The 17,204-nt window shown below is 61.1% G+C and carries 14 protein-coding genes; 8 read left to right on the top strand and 6 right to left on the bottom strand.

Features of this window, described 5'->3' with window-relative positions; genetic code table 11:
- Positions 1 to 178 precede the first annotated feature (178 nt).
- Together CFB24_RS00640 and CFB24_RS00635 are read right to left on the bottom strand one after the other, a co-directional pair.
- Positions 179 to 760 (bottom strand): LOG family protein, encoded by a 582-nt coding sequence (locus CFB24_RS00640; protein ID WP_244593190.1) that lies wholly within the window; start codon positions 758 to 760, stop codon positions 179 to 181.
- Positions 754 to 1,512 carry a class I SAM-dependent methyltransferase gene (locus CFB24_RS00635; protein ID WP_088518639.1) on the bottom strand — a complete coding sequence of 253 codons (759 nt, stop codon included), beginning with the start codon at positions 1,510 to 1,512 and terminating at the stop codon, positions 754 to 756. The genes CFB24_RS00640 and CFB24_RS00635 overlap by 7 nt, the downstream gene beginning before the upstream one ends.
- Before the next feature lie 1,819 nt (positions 1,513 to 3,331).
- Between CFB24_RS00635 and CFB24_RS00630 the strand changes: the two genes are divergently transcribed.
- From CFB24_RS00630 to CFB24_RS00595, 8 genes are all read left to right on the top strand, one after another.
- Positions 3,332 to 4,348 carry a WaaS/CpsH family glycosyltransferase gene (locus CFB24_RS00630; protein WP_088518638.1) on the top strand — a complete coding sequence of 339 codons (1,017 nt, stop codon included), beginning with the start codon at positions 3,332 to 3,334 and terminating at the stop codon, positions 4,346 to 4,348.
- 405 nt (positions 4,349 to 4,753) lie between these two features.
- A complete protein-coding gene (locus CFB24_RS00625; protein WP_088518637.1) occupies positions 4,754 to 5,869 on the top strand; it encodes a Gfo/Idh/MocA family protein in 1,116 nt (371 codons plus the stop codon).
- Positions 5,870 to 5,911: 42 nt separating this feature from the next.
- Positions 5,912 to 6,796 carry a hypothetical protein gene (locus CFB24_RS00620; RefSeq protein ID WP_088518636.1) on the top strand — a complete coding sequence of 295 codons (885 nt, stop codon included), beginning with the start codon at positions 5,912 to 5,914 and terminating at the stop codon, positions 6,794 to 6,796.
- A gap of 139 nt (positions 6,797 to 6,935) precedes the next feature.
- The gene (locus CFB24_RS00615) at positions 6,936 to 8,075 is read left to right on the top strand and encodes an NAD-dependent epimerase/dehydratase family protein (protein WP_088518635.1); all 1,140 of its coding nucleotides are present in this window, start codon (positions 6,936 to 6,938) and stop codon (positions 8,073 to 8,075) included.
- 262 nt (positions 8,076 to 8,337) lie between these two features.
- Positions 8,338 to 9,210: a glucose-1-phosphate thymidylyltransferase RfbA gene (rfbA, locus tag CFB24_RS00610; protein WP_088518634.1), complete on the top strand. Its 873-nt coding sequence runs from the start codon at positions 8,338 to 8,340 to the stop codon at positions 9,208 to 9,210.
- Between the two features lie 9 nt (positions 9,211 to 9,219).
- A complete protein-coding gene (rfbB, locus tag CFB24_RS00605) occupies positions 9,220 to 10,275 on the top strand; it encodes a dTDP-glucose 4,6-dehydratase (protein WP_088518633.1) in 1,056 nt (351 codons plus the stop codon).
- A 2-nt stretch (positions 10,276 to 10,277) separates the two neighbouring features.
- A complete protein-coding gene (gene rfbD / locus CFB24_RS00600; protein WP_088519463.1) occupies positions 10,278 to 11,174 on the top strand; it encodes a dTDP-4-dehydrorhamnose reductase in 897 nt (298 codons plus the stop codon).
- A 90-nt stretch (positions 11,175 to 11,264) separates the two neighbouring features.
- Positions 11,265 to 12,050, top strand: a complete 786-nt coding sequence (locus CFB24_RS00595) for a lytic murein transglycosylase (protein ID WP_244593335.1) — start codon at positions 11,265 to 11,267, stop codon at positions 12,048 to 12,050.
- Between the two features lie 125 nt (positions 12,051 to 12,175).
- On the opposite strand, the gene CFB24_RS00590 is transcribed toward CFB24_RS00595, so the two are convergent.
- The 4 genes from CFB24_RS00590 to parE form a co-directional block, all read right to left on the bottom strand.
- Positions 12,176 to 13,720 (bottom strand): DEAD/DEAH box helicase, encoded by a 1,545-nt coding sequence (locus CFB24_RS00590; protein WP_088518631.1) that lies wholly within the window; start codon positions 13,718 to 13,720, stop codon positions 12,176 to 12,178.
- 201 nt (positions 13,721 to 13,921) lie between these two features.
- Positions 13,922 to 14,164, bottom strand: a complete 243-nt coding sequence (locus CFB24_RS00585; protein WP_088518630.1) for a hypothetical protein — start codon at positions 14,162 to 14,164, stop codon at positions 13,922 to 13,924.
- A gap of 165 nt (positions 14,165 to 14,329) precedes the next feature.
- Positions 14,330 to 14,869 (bottom strand): cytochrome b, encoded by a 540-nt coding sequence (locus CFB24_RS00580; RefSeq protein WP_158255338.1) that lies wholly within the window; start codon positions 14,867 to 14,869, stop codon positions 14,330 to 14,332.
- Positions 14,870 to 14,911: 42 nt separating this feature from the next.
- The gene (parE, locus tag CFB24_RS00575; protein WP_088518628.1) at positions 14,912 to 16,954 is read right to left on the bottom strand and encodes a DNA topoisomerase IV subunit B; all 2,043 of its coding nucleotides are present in this window, start codon (positions 16,952 to 16,954) and stop codon (positions 14,912 to 14,914) included.
- Positions 16,955 to 17,204: the final 250 nt, after the last annotated feature.

Here is a 17,204-nt window from a genome sequence, read left to right as displayed (position 1 = left end):
ACGAGCGCCAAAAGTGTTACGCGCTCGGCGTGCAATTCCGGTCGCGCCCGGTCTTAGCGCCGACGCTGGTCCGTCCCTCCTGTTTGAAAGCGCCGCATGACGCGTTTGCGCCGTCGACGAGACCTGCGTCGACGGCCATCAGCGCATAACGCGCAGCCCAGGCGAGCGACCTGCGGCGTCACGCCGGGGTCGCCGCGATCCATTTCGTCGCCTGCGGCGCCCGATAGGCCCGCAAGGCGGCCAATAATTGCGTCGGCTCGCGTTCGACAATCAGCATGTCGCGGTGAATCGGCTTCAGAAAGGCCTCCGCGACGACATGGTCGAGGAAGGCGGTCAGACTCTGGTAGAATCCGCCGACGTCGAGCAGCGCGCAGGGTTTGCCGTGATAGCCGAGCTGCGCCCAGGTCCAAACCTCGAAAAGCTCTTCAAGTGTGCCGAGGCCGCCGGGCAGGGCGATGAAGCCGTCCGACAGTTCGGCCATCAGCGCCTTGCGCTGGTGCATGGTTTCGACCACCCTGAGATCGGCGAGGGTCTTGTGCGCCACCTCTTTTTCCACCAGCGCGCGCGGGATGACGCCGATGACCTCGCCGCCGCGAGACTGGACCGCGTCGGCGATGATTCCCATCAGGCCGACCGAGGCGCCGCCATAGACGAGACCGATCCCGGCTTCGGCGAGCGCATGGCCGAGCCGCTCCGCCGCTTCGGCGTAAATGGGCGACCGCCCCGAACTGGAGCCCGAAAAGACGCAATATCTCACAATCGTTCCTCCATGATCGCGGGGCCGGCCCTGGTCAGCGTGAATTCGACCAGAAGCGGAACATCCGGCCCGCGTTTGAAGACTTGTGCAGGCGCCGCGCCGTCAAGATCGCGCGGACGCCATTCGCGACACGCCGCGATCGCCAGACCGGCGCGCGTCGCCGCGCCGATATAGTCGCAGAAGCGATGCGGAAAGGTCGGCATCCGCACGAGGACGTCGCCGTCGTGGAAATGGGCGCCGACGCCGCCGAGCGACAGGAAGGGATGGATTTCGATCACGGCGACGGTTCCGGCGTCGCGGACAAGACGGCGCGCCTCGCGCAGGGGGGCGACGAGATCGCCGACATGTTCCAGCGACAGGCAAAACAGCGCCAGATCGGCGAAGCCGTCGGCCAGCGGCAAGGGCTGGCTCATGTCCTGCTGAAACAGCAGGAAGTCGGGGTCGCGCGCCCGCGCTTTCGCCAGCATGCCCGGCGACAGGTCGCAGCCGACGAGCCGTTCGGCTCCATCCTGCTTCAGTTGGGCGAGATTGCGGCCGGCGCCGCAGCCGAACTCCACGACGACCTTGGCGCCAATCGTCCTCGACAACAGGCCAACCGCCTGGCTCGCGCCGAAAACCATCGGATTGTCGCCGGACTCGTAAGACCGCGCCCAGCGGTCATAGGCTTCCGCCACCGGGAGATGGACGGTTCCCTTTTTATGTCGCGTGGACGCCGCGCCGGCGGCGGTTCGATTGAGCGGCTTCCCATCGGCCATGCTACCCCTCGCGAAAAACCGTTGCGTTTTCGGGGCAAGTAGTTTTGCGGCCGGACCGTTCAGCTCCGCCAGAGCGCATTTTTGATATCATTCGTGAGGTCATCCCGTCAACGCGACGAATGTGCGGCGCTTGCTGGCCGGTCCGTCGGAGCCCTCCTGCTTACGCAGAGCCTTTGGCGCACGACTGGCGCGGCTGCGCCGGACTCCTCTCGAAGCGCGCTTTCAGGCGCCGCCAGTTCCTTCCGCCGGACGCCGTCGTGGCCGCGAATCGGCGACCCCTTAGCTTCGACGGGCTCCGCTCGCCCCTGTAGCCTGTGGTCGAAGACGGTCACGCGGACAACAAATTGACCAAACAGCGGCAATTTCCGGAACTGAAACTGAACAGGGGTTGTCCAATTCAGACAGCTCGGTTATTAGTAATCCTACTCAATGCGCGCGGCGTTTCGCTGTGTCATGGGTCAGCTCGCAGGCTTGGCCGAAAAGCTGTTATACATTAACGTTAAGAGACAGTTCAAAGCGTTGCTCAATTGATAGGCAGTAAAATGCGCATCAATGTGGCGCCAAATTCTCTGGAACGGGCGGCTTAACGCAGCCGGGTTCCAGAAATACATTGTGTGCAGATTGGAATGGGAGGGGGCGACTGCTCCACCCAAATGGCGGTAGCGTTCCCGTCAACCTGACTTGCCACGATCGCCACGACATCTCTGCGATTTCTTGATCGCTTGAAGGCGCAAAATTGACCGTGCTTGGGTGGGGCTACGACCTGTTCCTGATGTTGTAGGCCGGGGACGAACGTTATCTGGAAGCTCAGAAGAGTTTTGAGAGTCGTTCGGCGCCTGATCTCCAGCAGGATACTGAAACATTCCTCCGCTTAATCTTGGTTCGTGAATTGCTCCGGATGCTATGGGGCTATGGACTGCTTGGCGTCGACGGGCGGGTCGGTCAGTTACGTCGATATCGAAGCGCGGGGCGCCGATCTCCGGTTTCGCTGGTTAGATGTCAGCCAAGGAGCCGCCCTCGAATTGCGGGCGTAATCCAGCCGTCGATTTCAACTCCAACGGATGGTCCGCAACGAGCGCGGCAGCGTTGGCTATGGGCGAGATCTTCGCCAACCGTCCGACGGGAATCGCGCTTGGCGCCGACAAGGGATGTGATGGACGCATTTTTGTCCTGCGTTCCGGGAATAAACTGCGCCCATATGTCGCGCAATATTTCATGACCGCCGCTAGGCCGTCGACAATCACAGGGCGCGCCACGCCGGTTAAGCGATCAGTCAGCACATTGAGAACGATGCAAGACGTTGGCCTGAGGCGCAACGCCAGGAGTCGGGGCGGCATACGTCTCGTGCGGCGACGGAAGCCGCCAGGGTTGTCGCGACGAGCGCTCCCGCCAACCGCCGGCTCATCGGCCGCTGGCGGATCGTCGAGGCTAATTTGGGGGCGCGATCACCTGGGCATGCGCGATCCGGCGATGCTCACAACTCATGGACTGGCGAAGGGCGCGGCGAAATTCTCTTCGGCGCGTTGGGCGCTGATCTCCATATCTCCTGCGGCGGCGCGTCCATGGTTTTCACCTGGAATGGCTCAGATGGGCGATCCTGTCTCAGGCGAAGACCCGGCGCAATGGCGACGAGACTGGCTTCAAGGCGAAGCGTGAAGTTTTTCGAGCGGCCCGCCAAATCATTTTTTTGAAAATCAACGGGCGATCGGGCGCTCCGACCGGCGCCTCTCGGCCCATGAATTCGAGAAAGCTTAATTCCTCGCGCTGTCTGCTGAACTCTTCGCGCCAGGAATTTATTCTGAATGCGAGATGAAAGAATATGATTGGTTCTACCGAAGCATCAGATGGAACGTCGAGCGACATCCTACTTATAGCGCCGCTTAACTTCTATTCGTTCGCAAAAGCGTTGAAGTCTGATTTAGAGAGCGGTGGGCGCAACGTAATTTTGGCAAACGACGAGTACCCGGCGAATATGGTCGGAAAAATCATGGGGAAAATGTCTCTATACAAATTGCTTTCCTGGCTTACGAGAATGTACTTTCGCAAAAAATTTCTAAACGGTAAAAAATACGAAATATGCATCATCATAAAAGGGCGTGGATTACGCGCTCCGCTCATCTCCGATCTGAAACGGGCTTCCAACCGCATCGTGGGGTATAATTTCGACTCCTTTGCGTTCAACAGTTCTCCGCTCGCATGGTGCAAACTTGTGTCGAAATACGCGACATTCGACTTCGATGACGCCGCCAGATACAGTCTCCCGCGGGTAGACCTGTTTTCATTTAGCAAGCCCATTGATGCTGATAAGAAAGTGACGTTTGAAATATCGGCGATACTTAGAAATCACTCGGAACGGCTTGGTTTTGTTGATAAGACGTTGAATTCACTTTGTAGCAAAAATGCATTTATATACATATACGAGCTGAATTTCATAACATTTTTTATTAATTTTGTTAAAAATCCATATTTGTATATCAAATACTGGCGATTTATTAATTTCAAATCGCTCCCTGGCGAGGAATATGATCGCGTGTTGCGTGAGTCATCGTTCACGATCGACTTCGCTCACCCTAAGCAGTCTGGCATCACGATGCGCTGCTTCGAGGCTGCGGCGGCGCGCACCAAGATTATCACCAATAATCGTCACGTGCTCAAACACCCATTTTTTGATCAGGAAAACGTGGTCGTATTCGATAGCGGATCGGCTGCGCTGCGCGCCGCAGTAACCAAGATCCAGGGGGCTATGCCGCCGGCTCGCCATCGGTCTTCGCATGAATTTCTCCAGGATCTTCTAAGCGATCCATCGGCGTCAACAATTCGGTCTCTTAATAGTTAGTGTTTGAGTCCCTGTATTTGATGGGGTTGTCCTGTCCAAATATTTCGGACCTGGACGTTCATTGTTCGTGGATACCCTTCGTATGGCGGTAGGCGCCTTCAGCGTCCTGAGCCTTCGCGCGCAATTGTAGGCGGCGATAAAGCCGGCCACGTGGTCTGAAGCTGTTCGTGATTATCATAGTGGTTACGTTTGATAGCAACGCACCACATGTGTTGTCGTGTTGCTGTTGAGAAAAAACGTCCCCATAGCGCCGTCATCCATTCTGTGGACGGTAGGTCATCATCAAAACACCGATAAAAATATTGGTGCTAGGCCTTCGGAAGCGTTTCTGAGCCTTCCATAAGTAATGTGCCGCTGTGTAGCCGCAATAAGACGCGCGATAAAAATTAGCTAAAGGAAGTAAGTATGCTTAAAACAGCACTTATTGGGCTCGGAAAGATGGGCCTTTCTCATCATGCGATTATCAATGCGCATCCTGAGGTGGAACTGGTAGCCGTCTGTGATACCGCAGGGTATGTCCTTGATGTATTCAGGAAATACACAGGAATTAAAATATACACAAACTACATAGATCTTATTCAAGAAAATGAACTCGATGCGGTGTTCATAGCGACTCCGTCGCGCTTCCACTCCGAAATGGTGCGCGCGTGTTTGGAGCGCGGTTTACATGTCTTCTGTGAAAAGCCGTTCTGTCTTGATCCGGAAGAAGGATTGCGGTTGGCGGAATTGGCGGAACAGAAGGGGCTGGTCAACCAAGTTGGCTATCACTACCGCTTCGTCGGCGCTTTCTGCGAAATGAAGCGCTTGCTCGATTTGAAGGTTATCGGTGACATCCACAATATTCGCTGCGAGGCATATGGCCCGGTTGTGTTGCGCTCGAAGGGCAAATCTTGGCGTAACGCCAAAAACGAGGGGGGCGGTTGCCTCTACGATTATGCCTGTCACGCCATTGATCTAATGAACTACATGATTGGGCCGCCCCGCTCCGTTGGTTTTTCGATCTTGAATAAAATCTTCTCAGAAGACGTCGATGACGAGGTGTACTCTGAGTTCGTCTATGAAAATGGCGCTTCTGGTCAGCTCAGCGTCAATTGGAGCGACGAGAGCCATCGCAAGATGTCGACTAAACTCGCCATTTGGGGCACCAAAGGCAGGATGGTGGCCGATCGTCAAGAAATCCAAGTCTATTTGCGCGCGGCGTCGACATTGCCGACTGGCTACAACGCTGGCTGGAACGTTCGCTATACGACAGAACTCACTGAACCCGTCTGGTATTATTTGCGCGGCGAGGAATACTCAGCACAGTGCGATCACTTCATTCAAGCTGTGAAAGCTAAGAGGATGGATACGCGTTCGTCATTCCGAACGGCGTCGGAAACGGACATGGTTGCTGCGGCCGTGCGACGCGCCGCCGATCTGCCTACCGAAGGGGTCGCCTCCATTTACTCCCAGACAGATGAATCAGCACAGGAGCGCACGAAAAGTTCGCGCGGCGGCCTGTGGTCGCGGCTGATCCGCTGATTGTTTGGCCTGCCGAGCTCGCACGACTGACGGAGACTTTACATGCAGCGTATTCTATTCGGTGACAATCAGTTCTTTGGCGTGAACCATATGTCGGAAGAAAAAGCGCGCGCCCAGGCGATGCGTTTTCAAAATATTGAGGCGATTATTGAGGTGCTCGACGCCGCCTACGACGAAGGCGTCAAGGTGTTCATGTGCACGACGCACGATCGCATCCAGCAGGTTTGCGATCACATGCGCGCCAACCCTCAGCGCTACGCGGATTACGAATTTTATCCGTGTATGCCCTACGCTCATAAGTACGCCAATGCCGTAACAGAACTGGGCATCCTGGGCGCTCTCAACAAAGTCCTCCCCGAAGGAGGGGTGATCTCGGGCATCTTCAAGAGCGGAGTGTCGCTGGCCAAAAAGGATCTTGAGGGTCTCGCCGGCATGCTCATCGACGCCGAGATGAAGATGTTCAAGGGCCTCAAAACGCCAGTGATCTTCTTGCAGAATGTCGTCACCGACCTGCTGCTGGGTCTCGGCATGAAAGACGCGCTGAGGATGTTCGCCGACCACGTCAAGGCGCGTTATGACGCCGAACCCGGCTTTATCACGATGAACTTGCCGATGGCGCTCGACGCGCTCGAGGCGGTTGGGATCGAAAACCCCATTGTATGCTCCAACATCAACAAGATCGGCTTCCGCATGTGCGGCGGTCTTCCGGCCTATGAGGCGGCGATCGCCACCCGGCGCTTCCGTCCTGTGGCCATGTCAGTGTTCGCGTCGGGCGCTTTAAAGCCGCGCGAGGCGCTCGAATACGTCTGCAAGCAACCGAAGATCGAGTCCATCGTGTTTGGCGCCTCCAGTCGAGGCAACATCCGCCAGACGAAACAACTGATCGACGCGCTTTCGCAGCCGCGCATCGACGCCATGGCGTCGTGAACCGCGTCTGAATTGACGCGACAGGGGGCGAAGATCGCGCCCAGGCGATCGACAGGCCCGAGTCCGCTTCTCGAACGGGCGCCAGTTTCGGCCCGCGACGACTCCGGCCGACTTGCCCGGCTCGATATCGGAGAAATTTATGTCGTCCAAAAAAAACATTCTCATCACCGGAGGCGCTGGCTTCATCGGTTCCAGGCTGGCGCTGCGTCTTCTGTCGGAGGGGCACGCCGTCACCGTTCTCGATAACCTGTCGCCGCAGATCCACGGCGACGATCCATCGCAATCGCCACTTTACCGTTCAATCGCTGACAAGGTGCGGTTCCTGAAGAAAGACGTGCGGTCGCGCGATGCGCTTCGGGCTGCGCTGGCAGGATGCGACACGGTGGTGCATTTCGCAGCGGAGACTGGCACTGGTCAGTCGATGTACCAAATTAACCATTACGTGGACGTCAATATCGGGGCCACAGCAACCCTTCTCGACATCTTCGCCAACGAACCGCACGAAGTGAAGCGCGTGGTGATCGCCTCCTCGCGCTCGATCTACGGCGAAGGCAAATACTTTTCGAAGGAACTGGGCATCGTCTATCCGCCTCATCGATCCATTGAGGACATGTCCGCCGGCGATTTCCGGGTGAAGGTTCCTGGATCGTCTGACCTCACCCTCGTCGCCACGGACGAGGACTCAAGGATCCATCCTTCTTCCGTTTACGGCATCACCAAACAGGTGCAGGAAGAAATGATCATGACCGTGTGCCCGAGTCTCGGCATCGAACCGGTCGCCCTGCGCTATCAGAACGTCTATGGGCCGGGGCAGTCGCTCTCCAATCCCTATACCGGAATCCTGTCGATATTCGCCAATCTGATTCTGAACGGCAAACCGATCAACGTCTTCGAGGATGGCGCCGAAAGTCGCGATTTCGTCTTCATTGACGACGTGGTTGCGGCGACGACTTTGGCGATCACAGAAGCGGCCGCAGCCGGCCAAGTGTTCAACGTCGGATCCGGCGTACCCACCGATGTCCGGACAGTGGCGGAAACGCTCAACGCGAAGCTTGGCGGGCATTCGCCAATCAAAGTTTCCGGCAATTTCCGCGTTGGCGATATCCGCCACAATTTTGCGGATCTTGAAAAGGCGCGCCAGCTGCTCGGATTCTCGCCCGAGGTGTCGTTTGACGAGGGTATCGAACGTTTCTGCCTGTGGGTGCGGTCGGTGGGGCCGACATCAAGCGACTATGCAGGGTCGATCAAGGAAATGCGCGCCAAGGGTCTGTTGAAGTAACCCGATCGAGCGCCGGGTTCCTCGACCTGCCCACGGAGCTTGTTGGCGTCATAGCCCGTGTCCGCCTGCGACCATCAGATGCTGGTTCATGAGGCCGAAGTCTTTTTCCCCAATGTGACCAGAGCCTCGCCTGCGACGATCGCGCGCTCGGCGTTGACGGGCCGAGGATGGCGGACGGCCGCCAGCTGCCGTCCAGGGACAAGACCCACTCGCGTTTCGCCGATCCGTCGGCCTGTTTCGTTTGATTTTCTGGAGTGATGGAATGAAGGGAATTGTCCTCGCGGGCGGCTCGGGCACGCGGCTGCATCCGGCGACTCTGGCGATCAACAAGCAGTTGCTGCCGATCTACGACAAGCCGATGATCTATTATCCGGTCTCGGTGCTGATGCTGGCGGGCATACGCGAGATTCTGATCATCTCGTCGCCCGAATATATCGACAATTACCAGCGGCTGTTCGGCACGGGCGAACAGTTCGGCCTGCGGATTTCCTACAAAGTGCAGCCCAGGCCCGAGGGGCTGGCGCAGGCCTTCGTCATTGGCGCCGAATTCATCGGCAGCGATTCCGTCTGCCTGGTGCTGGGCGACAACATTTTCTTCGGCGCCGGCCTGCGCGCCTTGCTCGGGCGCGCCCGCGAACGGCACGCCGGCGCCACTGTGTTCGGCTATCATGTCGAGGATCCCGAGCGTTACGGCGTGGTGACGCTCGACGCCGAGGGCCGCGCTGTCGCCATCGTGGAAAAGCCGCAGCAGCCGGACTCGCCCTATGCGGTGACCGGCCTGTATTTCTACGACAATTCCGTGATCGACATTGCGGCGAACCTAAAACCTTCGCCGCGCGGCGAACTCGAAATCACCGACGTCAACCGCATCTATCTGGAGAAGGGCGACCTCCACGTCGAAGTGATGTCGCGCGGTTTTGCGTGGTTTGACACCGGGACGCATGACAGCCTGCTGGAGGCCGCCGAATTCGTCCAGGTCATCCAGAAGCGTCAGGGCATCCAGGTCGCCTGCCTGGAGGAGATCGCCTATGTCAACGGCTTCATCGACCGCGACCAATTGATCGCCCGCGGAAATCTGTTCGCCAAGAACGCCTATGGCCGTTACTTGCTGCGCATCGCTGGAAGCAAGGTTTAGGAGGAGAACATGCGGATTCTGGTGACGGGCGGCGCGGGGTTCATCGGTTCGGCGGTCTGCCGCTATCTGGTCGGCGAACGCGTCTCGGTGCTCAACGTCGACAAGCTGACCTATGCCGGCAACCAAGACTCGCTGCGCGAGATCGAGAAAAACGCGCATTACGATTTCCTGAAAGCCGACATTTGCGACCGCGCCGCGATGGACGCCGCCTTCGCCAATTTCCAGCCCGACGGGGTGATGCACCTCGCCGCCGAAAGCCATGTCGACCGCTCGATCACCGGCGCCGGCGATTTCGTCAATACCAATGTCGTCGGCAGTTTTACGCTGCTCGAAGCCGCGCGCGCCTACTGGTCCGCGCTGCCGCCCGGCAAGCGCGAAAACTTCCGCTATCTCCACGTCTCGACCGATGAAGTCTATGGCTCGCTCGGAGCCGACGGCCTGTTCCAGGAGACCACGCCCTACGACCCGTCCTCGCCCTATTCGGCGTCGAAAGCGGCGTCCGATCATCTGGCGACCGCGTGGGGCCGCACCTATGGCCTGCCGGTGGTGATCTCCAACTGCTCCAACAATTACGGGCCGTACCATTTCCCGGAAAAACTGATCCCGCTGATTATTTTGAACGCGCTGCACGGCAAGCCGCTGCCGGTTTACGGCGACGGCTGCAACATCCGCGACTGGCTCTATGTCGAGGACCACGCCCGCGCGCTGCTGACGATTCTCACGCGGGGCAGGGTAGGGGAGAAGTACAATGTCGGCGGCCGCAACGAGCGCCGCAACATCGACATCGTCCGCCGCATCTGCGCGATTCTCGACCGCGAGGCCCCCACGGCGAACAAGCGCGAAAAGCTCATCACTTTCGTCGCCGACCGCCCCGGCCACGACGCCCGCTACGCTATCGACGCCACCAAGCTCGAAACCGAACTGGGCTGGCGCGCGCAGGAAAATTTCGACACCGGCATCGAGAAGACGGTGGCCTGGTATCTCGACAACGAATGGTGGTGGCGCCCGTTGCGCGAAAAGGTCTACGCCGGCGAGCGGCTCGGTCTGGTGGGGGCGGCGTCATGAGCCTGCGGTTGGTCGTCACCGGGCGGGAAGGGCAGGTGACCCGCGCCTTGCAGGCTTTGGCCGGCCCCGATCTCGACGTCATCGCGCTGGGGCGCGAAACATTCGACCTCGCGGCGGAGGGCGACGCCACCGCCATTTTCGCGGCGGCCAAGCCTGATGTGATCGTCAACGCCGGCGCCTATACGGCCGTGGACAAGGCCGAGAGCGAGCGCGATCTCGCCTTCGCCATCAACGGGCGCGGCGCCGGGCGCGTCGCGCAGGCCGCCGCCGCGCTGAACATCCCGGTGATCCAGATTTCCACGGATTACGTGTTCGACGGCGCGGGCGAAACGCCCTGGCTGGAAAGCGCGCCGACCGGTCCTGTCGGCGTCTATGGCGCGTCAAAACTGGCGGGCGAGGCGGCGGTGCGGGCGGCGACGCCGAACCACGCCATTTTGCGCACCTGCTGGGTCTATGCGCCCTGGGGCGCCAATTTCGTCAAAACCATGCTGCGTCTGGCTGAGACGCGGCAGGAATTGCGCGTGGTCGCCGACCAGAATGGAGCGCCGACCTCCGCGCTGGATATCGCCGAAGGCGTTGTCGCCGTCGCCCGCAATCTTGCGGCGCGGCCGGACGCAAACCTGCGTGGAGTGTTCCATCTGGCCGCGCAGGGCGTGACCAACTGGGCCGATTTCGCCCGCGAGATTTTCGCGCAATCCCTCGCGCGCGGCGGCCCGAGCGCCAGCGTCGTTTCGATCCCGAGCCGCGATTATCCCACGCCCGCCGCGCGTCCGCTCAATTCGCGGCTGTCAACCGACAAGCTTGCGCAGGCCCATGGCGTGCGCCTGCCGGACTGGCGCGATAGCCTCACCCGCGTGATGGATCAATTGGTTGGCGCGAAAGCCACACCCCCCGCCTGATGCGCCCCCTGCGAGATTTTAAGCTCGCCTCGCCAGCGGTTTTGGCTAAGATCGCGCCACATCCCCTTTTCAGCGCGCATGAGGATCATTATGAGAGTTTCGCGATTGGGCTTGGGTTTCGCCGCCCTGCTTACACTGGGGCAGGCGGCGCAGGCTGCGGAATGTGGCAATTCGGCCGGCGGTTTCGACGCCTGGAAGGCGAATTTCGCCCGTGAAGTCGGCAGCAAGTTCAGCCCGCGCGCCGTCAATGCTCTGATGTCAACGTCCTACGCCCAGGCGACCATCAACGCCGATCGCGGCCAGCACAGCTTCAAGCTGTCGCTCTCGGCCTTCTGCCAGAAGCGCGGCTGCGCCGTCATCGCGCAGCGCGGCAAGAAGCTGAAGCACCAATACGCCAATCTTTTCGCCGACATCGAGAGCCGCTATGGCGTGCCCGCCGGTCCGCTGCTGGCGATCTGGGGCATGGAGACCGGTTTCGGCGCCGTCGCCGGCCACCAGAACGTGCTGTCGGCCGTGGCGACCCTGGCTTATGACTGCCGCCGCACCGAATATTTCACCGATCAGCTCAATGCGGCGCTGACTCTGGTCGATCGCGGCGTGTTCTCGGCGGGCACCACCGGCTCGATGCACGGCGAGGTCGGCCAGACCCAGTTCATGCCGAAGACCGTGCTGCAATTCCAGGCCGGCGGCAGCCTGGAGACGGCGGCGGGCGCGTTGACCTCGACGGCTAATTACCTCAAGGGTCACGGCTGGACGCGCGGCGCCGGCTATGCGCCGGGCGAGCCGAACTACAACGCCATCGCGGAATGGAACGCGGCCACCGTGTACCAGGAGGCCATCGCCAAGGTCGGCGCCGAGATCGACGCCGCGCCGTAAGGGCGGTTCACAGCTCGAAAACACCGAAGCCGGCCGCGCAAGCGACCGGCTGTTTTTACGAGGGCTAGGGGTTTCGTCCTTCTCCCGCAAGGGGAGAAGGAAACGCGCGGCGGCGTAAGTTCTCTTTAGTCGGCCTTGGCCTTGACGCGCACGGGACGCGCCAAAAAGCCCGGCAGATGATCGCCGAAGCCGATCACGGCGGGACCGTCATCGTCGCGCTCGCGGCGGCGTGGCGCGCGGGCTTCGCGCGGTTCGCGGATCGGCGCGGCCGACTCCCGCAGGGCGCGCGGTTCGCGCACGGGCGCTTCCCGCAGCGCGCGAGGCTCCCGCGCGGGCGTTTCGCGCAGGGCGCGCGGTTCGCGCACGGGACGCGGCTCGCGCGGCGCCCGAGGTTCGCGCGGCGCTTCCTCGCCGAGGATCACCCGCTCGCGGCGAGGACGCTCGCCCCGCTCGCGGTCGAGCCGTTCGACCCGGCCGCCGCGGCGGTCGCGCGTGCGCGACGCGCGGGCGCGATCGCGCTCGGTATATTCCGGCGGCGCGAGTTCATCGAGCTTGGGGCCGAGCCAGTCGATCTCTTTCTTGATCAGATCCTGGATCTGCGCGAGATGCTTGAGATCGTCCGAGGTGATGATGGTGTAAGCCACGCCGCTGCGTCCGGCGCGTCCGGTGCGTCCGATGCGGTGGACATAGTCTTCCGGGTGGCTCGGCGCGTCGAAATTGACGACATGGCTGACATCGGGAATGTCGAGGCCGCGGGCCGCCACGTCGGAACAGACGAGAATGTCGATGTCGCCGTTCTTGAAGGCGTCGAGCGAGGCCATGCGCGCCGGTTGGTCCATGTCGCCATGCAGGGCGCCGGCCGGGAAGCCGTGCTTTTGCAGGCTCTTGTGCACGATGGCGACGTCGCGCTTGCGATTGCAGAACACGATGGCGTTCTTGAGATCCTCGGCGTCGCGCAGCAGGCGGCGCAGCGTCTCGCGCTTGTCGCCGCCGCCATGCGAGGCGATCAGGCCCTGCGTGATCGTGATCGCCGTGGAGGCGGCGCGCGCCACCTCGACGCGGGCGGGATTGTGCAGGAACTGCTCGGTCAGCCGGGTGATTTCCGGCGGCATGGTGGCCGAGAAGAACAGGGTCTGGCGCGTGAACGGCACCAGCTTGCAGATCTTCTCGATGTCGGGGATGAAGCCCATGTCCAGCATGCGGTCGGCCTCGTCAATGACGAGGATCTCGATGCCCGAAAGGAGCAGCTTGCCGCGCTCGAAAAAGTCCAGCAGGCGGCCGGGCGTGGCGATCAGCACGTCGGCGCCGCGCATGATCTTGGTTTCCTGGTCGCCGAACGAGACGCCGCCGATCAGCAGGGCGACGTTGAGCTTGTGCTGCGCGCCATATTTGTTGAAGGCTTCCTCGACTTGGGCGGCGAGTTCGCGGGTCGGTTCGAGGATCAGCGTGCGGGGAACGCGGGCGCGGGCGCGGCCCTGTTCGAGGCGCGACAGCATGGGAAGGGTGAAGGCGGCGGTCTTGCCGGTGCCGGTCTGGGCGATGCCCAGCACATCGCGCCCGGTGAGCGCAAAAGGAATGGCCTGCGCTTGAATCGGCGTGGGCGCCGTGTAACCCGAGGCTTCCACGGCGCGCAGCACCTTTTCGCTGAGGCCGAGTTCGGAAAATTGCATTAAAGGTCCCAGTTCTATCGTTTGACTTGGGTTCTTGTCGCGGCTTGAAGGGCGCCGGATTTGACCGGCTTCGGACGGAAATATGCTTCCGCCGCCTGGCGCCACGGGCGCCGAAACAGCGAAGCGGGCGCGCGCGAACGAATGACGCCGCCCGGACATTTAGGCCGGGCGGCGCAAAAGTCAACGATTATCTCTAGTCTATTACCGATCGCCGCAAGGATTGAGCGTGGCGGCGCCCGGTTTGTGGATCGACGCCGTGGCCGAATAATCCACGCCTGGCGCCGCGCGCTGTCCGGCCAGCGCCGCCAGCGTGCCGTCCTTGGACATGCGGTCGATCAGATGGGCGCCGAGCACGCAGAGCAGAGAAACCACGGCGCTGAACAGCGCGATCTTGTCAAAGAACGACGCCTTGCGGGAGTCCGGATCTTCGGATTGGGGTGACATCGGGGGGCTCCTGAATCTGTCGTCAGAATGCCCCCCGATGGTTAAGCGAGGCTTACTCTAGCGCATATTCCCGAAAAGTGTGCGCGGCTTTCGGAAAGAATACGCGCCAAAACAAAAAGTTACAGCGCGTTCGGCGAATGGAGGTCCGCCAAACGCGCTGGAGCGTCACTTGCCGCGCGGGCTGAGGCGATAGAGCAGATTGTCCTTCAGCACGAACTGGTGGTACAGCGCGAACAGCACATGGCCGACGACGAGCGCCGCCAGCAGATTGGCGCCGACCTCGTGGACTTCGTGCAGCGTGTGCGCCAGCGGCTTGTTCTCGACGAGCGGCGAGGCCACCTGCATGAAATAGAGGTTGAGGCCGCGGCCGGCGTAGAGCGACATGAACACGCCGCTCAGCGGAACGACCGCCATCAGCAGGTACAGCGCATAATGTCCGAGATGGGCCAGCTTGACGAACAGCGGTCCCATCGTGGCCGGCATGGCCGGGGGCGGGGTGATCAGGCGCGACACAAACCGGATCGCCAGCAGAGCAATGATCGCGAGGCCGCCGAGCTTGTGGATGTTGATGTAATCCGGACGCACGCTCTTGTCGAACGACTCCAGCGCCAAGCCGAACAGATACAGGCCAATGATCAACAGAGCCATGAGATTATGCAAGCCGATCTGCGGCTTCGTATAAGTCTTGATTTCTGCTTGTTCCATAAGCGCCTCCATTTCCTTGCGTGATTTAAACCGGAACCTTGTTCAAAGATCGACCAGATCGGCTTCGGCCGCGAAGGCGGCGCGCTCCTGCAGGAAGGCGAAACGCGCTTCCGGCTTGGTTCCCATCAGCCGCTCGACCGAATCCGCCGTCCCCTCACGATCCGCCTCGACAATGGCCACCTGGAGAAGCGTGCGCTTGCCCACGGCCATGGTGGTGTCGCGCAACTGCTGCGGCATCATTTCGCCCAGCCCCTTGAAACGGCTGATCTCCACCTTGCCGCGCCCCGAAAACTCTTTTTTCAGCAATTGGTCGCGGTGCGCGTCGTCGCGGGCGTACATGGTCTTGGCGCCTTGCGTCAACTTGTAGAGCGGAGGCACCGCCAGATAGAGATGGCCGTGCTCGATCAGCTTGGGCATTTGCCGATAGAAAAAGGTGATGAGCAGCGAAGCGATATGGGCGCCGTCGACGTCGGCGTCGGTCATCACAATGATCTTGTCATAGCGCAGATCTTCGGCGCGATAATGCGACCCCACGCCGACGCCGAGCGCCTGGATCAGATCGCCGATCTGCTGGTTGGCGACCATTTTGTCGCGGGTGGCGCTGGCGACGTTCAGGATCTTGCCGCGCAGCGGCAGCACCGCCTGGCTGGCGCGGTCGCGCGCCTGTTTGGCCGAACCGCCCGCCGAGTCGCCCTCGACGATGAACAGTTCCGAGCCTTCCGCCGCGCTGTTGGTGCAATCGGCCAGCTTGCCCGGCAAGCGCAGTTTTCGCGTCGCGCTTTTGCGCGCCACATCCTTTTCCGCCCGGCGGCGCAACCGCTCCTCGGCGCGCTCGATCGCCCAGTCCAGCAGGTTTTTCGCCTGCGCGGGGGAGGCGGCCAGCCAATGATCGAAAGCGTCGCGCAGCGTGGTCTCGACAATGCGCGAGGCCTCCACCGTCATCAGCCGGCTCTTGTTCTGGCCCTGAAATTCCGGCTCGCGGATAAAGATCGAGATCATCGCGGCGCAGCCGGCCATCAGGTCGTCGGCGGTGATCGCGCCGGCGCGCTTGCCCTGGCCGATGCGCTCCGCATGCTCTTTGAGCGCCCGCAACAACGCGAGGCGCAACCCGCTTTCGTGCGTGCCGCCGTCGGGCGTCGGAATGGTGTTGCAATAGGAATGAACGAAACCGTCGTCCTGCGCCAGCCAGGCCACCGCCCATTCCAGCGAGCCGTGGCGCTCCTCCTTGTCGATGCGCCCGACGAAAAACGACTCCGTGACCTGCGTCTTGCCCTCGATATCGGCGGCCAGATAGTCCTTGAGGCCGCCGGGGAAGTGGAACACGGCCTCGGGCGGCGTCTTGCCGGCGGGGTCGAGCAGTTCGGGCGCGCATTTCCAGCGGATTTCGACGCCGCCGAACAGATACGCCTTGGCCCGCGCCATCTTGAACAGCCGCGCCGGGCTGAACTTGCACACGTCCTTGAAAATCTGCGGATCTGGCCGGAACCGCACCTTGGTGCCGCGCCGGTTGGTCACGCGGCCGACCGTCTCCAGCTTGCTCACGGGATGGCCGCGCTCGAAAACCTGCCGATACAACGTCTGCGCGCGGGCTACTTCCACTTCCAGCCGCTCGGACAGAGCGTTGACCACGGAGACGCCGACGCCGTGCAGGCCGCCGGAGGTCTGATAGGCCCCGGAATCGAACTTGCCGCCGGCGTGCAGCGTGCACATGATTACTTCCAGCGCCGACTTTTTCGGGAATTTCGGGTGGGGATCGACGGGAATGCCGCGCCCATTATCGCTGACGCTCAGGAACCCGTCGGCGTCGACCTGCACCTCTATGCGGCTGGCGTAGCCGGCCACCGCCTCATCCATCGAATTGTCGAGCACTTCGGCGAACAGATGGTGCAGCGCGGCTTCGTCGGTGCCGCCGATATACATGCCGGGGCGGCGGCGCACCGGCTCCAGCCCCTCCAAAACCTCGATCGAGGCGGCGGTATAGCCCTCTTCTCCGGGCGGAGGGGCGGCTTTCGCCGTCTTCCTCGCTTCGGCCGGCTCTTTTTTCGCCCGCGCGGAATTGCCGAAAAGATCGTTATCGCCCGCCATCTGAATCCGATTCGAAATGTCTGTCGCGGCTCGTACTAGCAAAAAGCGGCGCTGAAGGGAACAGAACGAAAACGGAATATCGGAGATGATATTTCTCCGCGCTTCAACCCGCCTTCCGCCAGTCGAGATGCTCGTGACCGTCGGTTGTTCGGCGGGCGTCGCGCGTTTAGCGAAGCAATTCAGAGCTGTTTTATGCGACGCGCCGATGAAGCTCCTGCGCGTGCGCCGCATAAAACCGGCGTTCGCGCCG

Origin of the sequence: Rhodoblastus acidophilus (assembly GCF_900187365.1) — a bacterium.
GTDB lineage: Bacteria > Pseudomonadota > Alphaproteobacteria > Rhizobiales > Beijerinckiaceae > Rhodoblastus > Rhodoblastus acidophilus.
The sequence above is the reverse complement of the archived record's forward strand: the minus strand, read 5'-3'. Positions and strand labels throughout refer to the sequence as shown.

What these genes read in the sequence shown, in the direction of transcription:
- CFB24_RS00635 (WP_088518639.1), bottom strand. Translation starts at nt 1,512, where the DNA reads ATGGCCGATGGGAAGCCGCTCAATCGAACCGCCGCCGGCGCGGCGTCC.
- CFB24_RS00630 (WP_088518638.1), top strand. Translation starts at nt 3,332, where the DNA reads ATGATTGGTTCTACCGAAGCATCAGATGGAACGTCGAGCGACATCCTA.
- CFB24_RS00625 (WP_088518637.1), top strand. Translation starts at nt 4,754, where the DNA reads ATGCTTAAAACAGCACTTATTGGGCTCGGAAAGATGGGCCTTTCTCAT.
- CFB24_RS00620 (WP_088518636.1), top strand. Translation starts at nt 5,912, where the DNA reads ATGCAGCGTATTCTATTCGGTGACAATCAGTTCTTTGGCGTGAACCAT.
- CFB24_RS00615 (WP_088518635.1), top strand. Translation starts at nt 6,936, where the DNA reads ATGTCGTCCAAAAAAAACATTCTCATCACCGGAGGCGCTGGCTTCATC.
- rfbA (WP_088518634.1), top strand. Translation starts at nt 8,338, where the DNA reads ATGAAGGGAATTGTCCTCGCGGGCGGCTCGGGCACGCGGCTGCATCCG.
- rfbB (WP_088518633.1), top strand. Translation starts at nt 9,220, where the DNA reads ATGCGGATTCTGGTGACGGGCGGCGCGGGGTTCATCGGTTCGGCGGTC.
- CFB24_RS00595 (WP_244593335.1), top strand. Translation starts at nt 11,265, where the DNA reads ATGAGAGTTTCGCGATTGGGCTTGGGTTTCGCCGCCCTGCTTACACTG.
- CFB24_RS00590 (WP_088518631.1), bottom strand. Translation starts at nt 13,720, where the DNA reads ATGCAATTTTCCGAACTCGGCCTCAGCGAAAAGGTGCTGCGCGCCGTG.
- CFB24_RS00585 (WP_088518630.1), bottom strand. Translation starts at nt 14,164, where the DNA reads ATGTCACCCCAATCCGAAGATCCGGACTCCCGCAAGGCGTCGTTCTTT.
- CFB24_RS00580 (WP_158255338.1), bottom strand. Translation starts at nt 14,869, where the DNA reads ATGGAACAAGCAGAAATCAAGACTTATACGAAGCCGCAGATCGGCTTG.
- parE (WP_088518628.1), bottom strand. Translation starts at nt 16,954, where the DNA reads ATGGCGGGCGATAACGATCTTTTCGGCAATTCCGCGCGGGCGAAAAAA.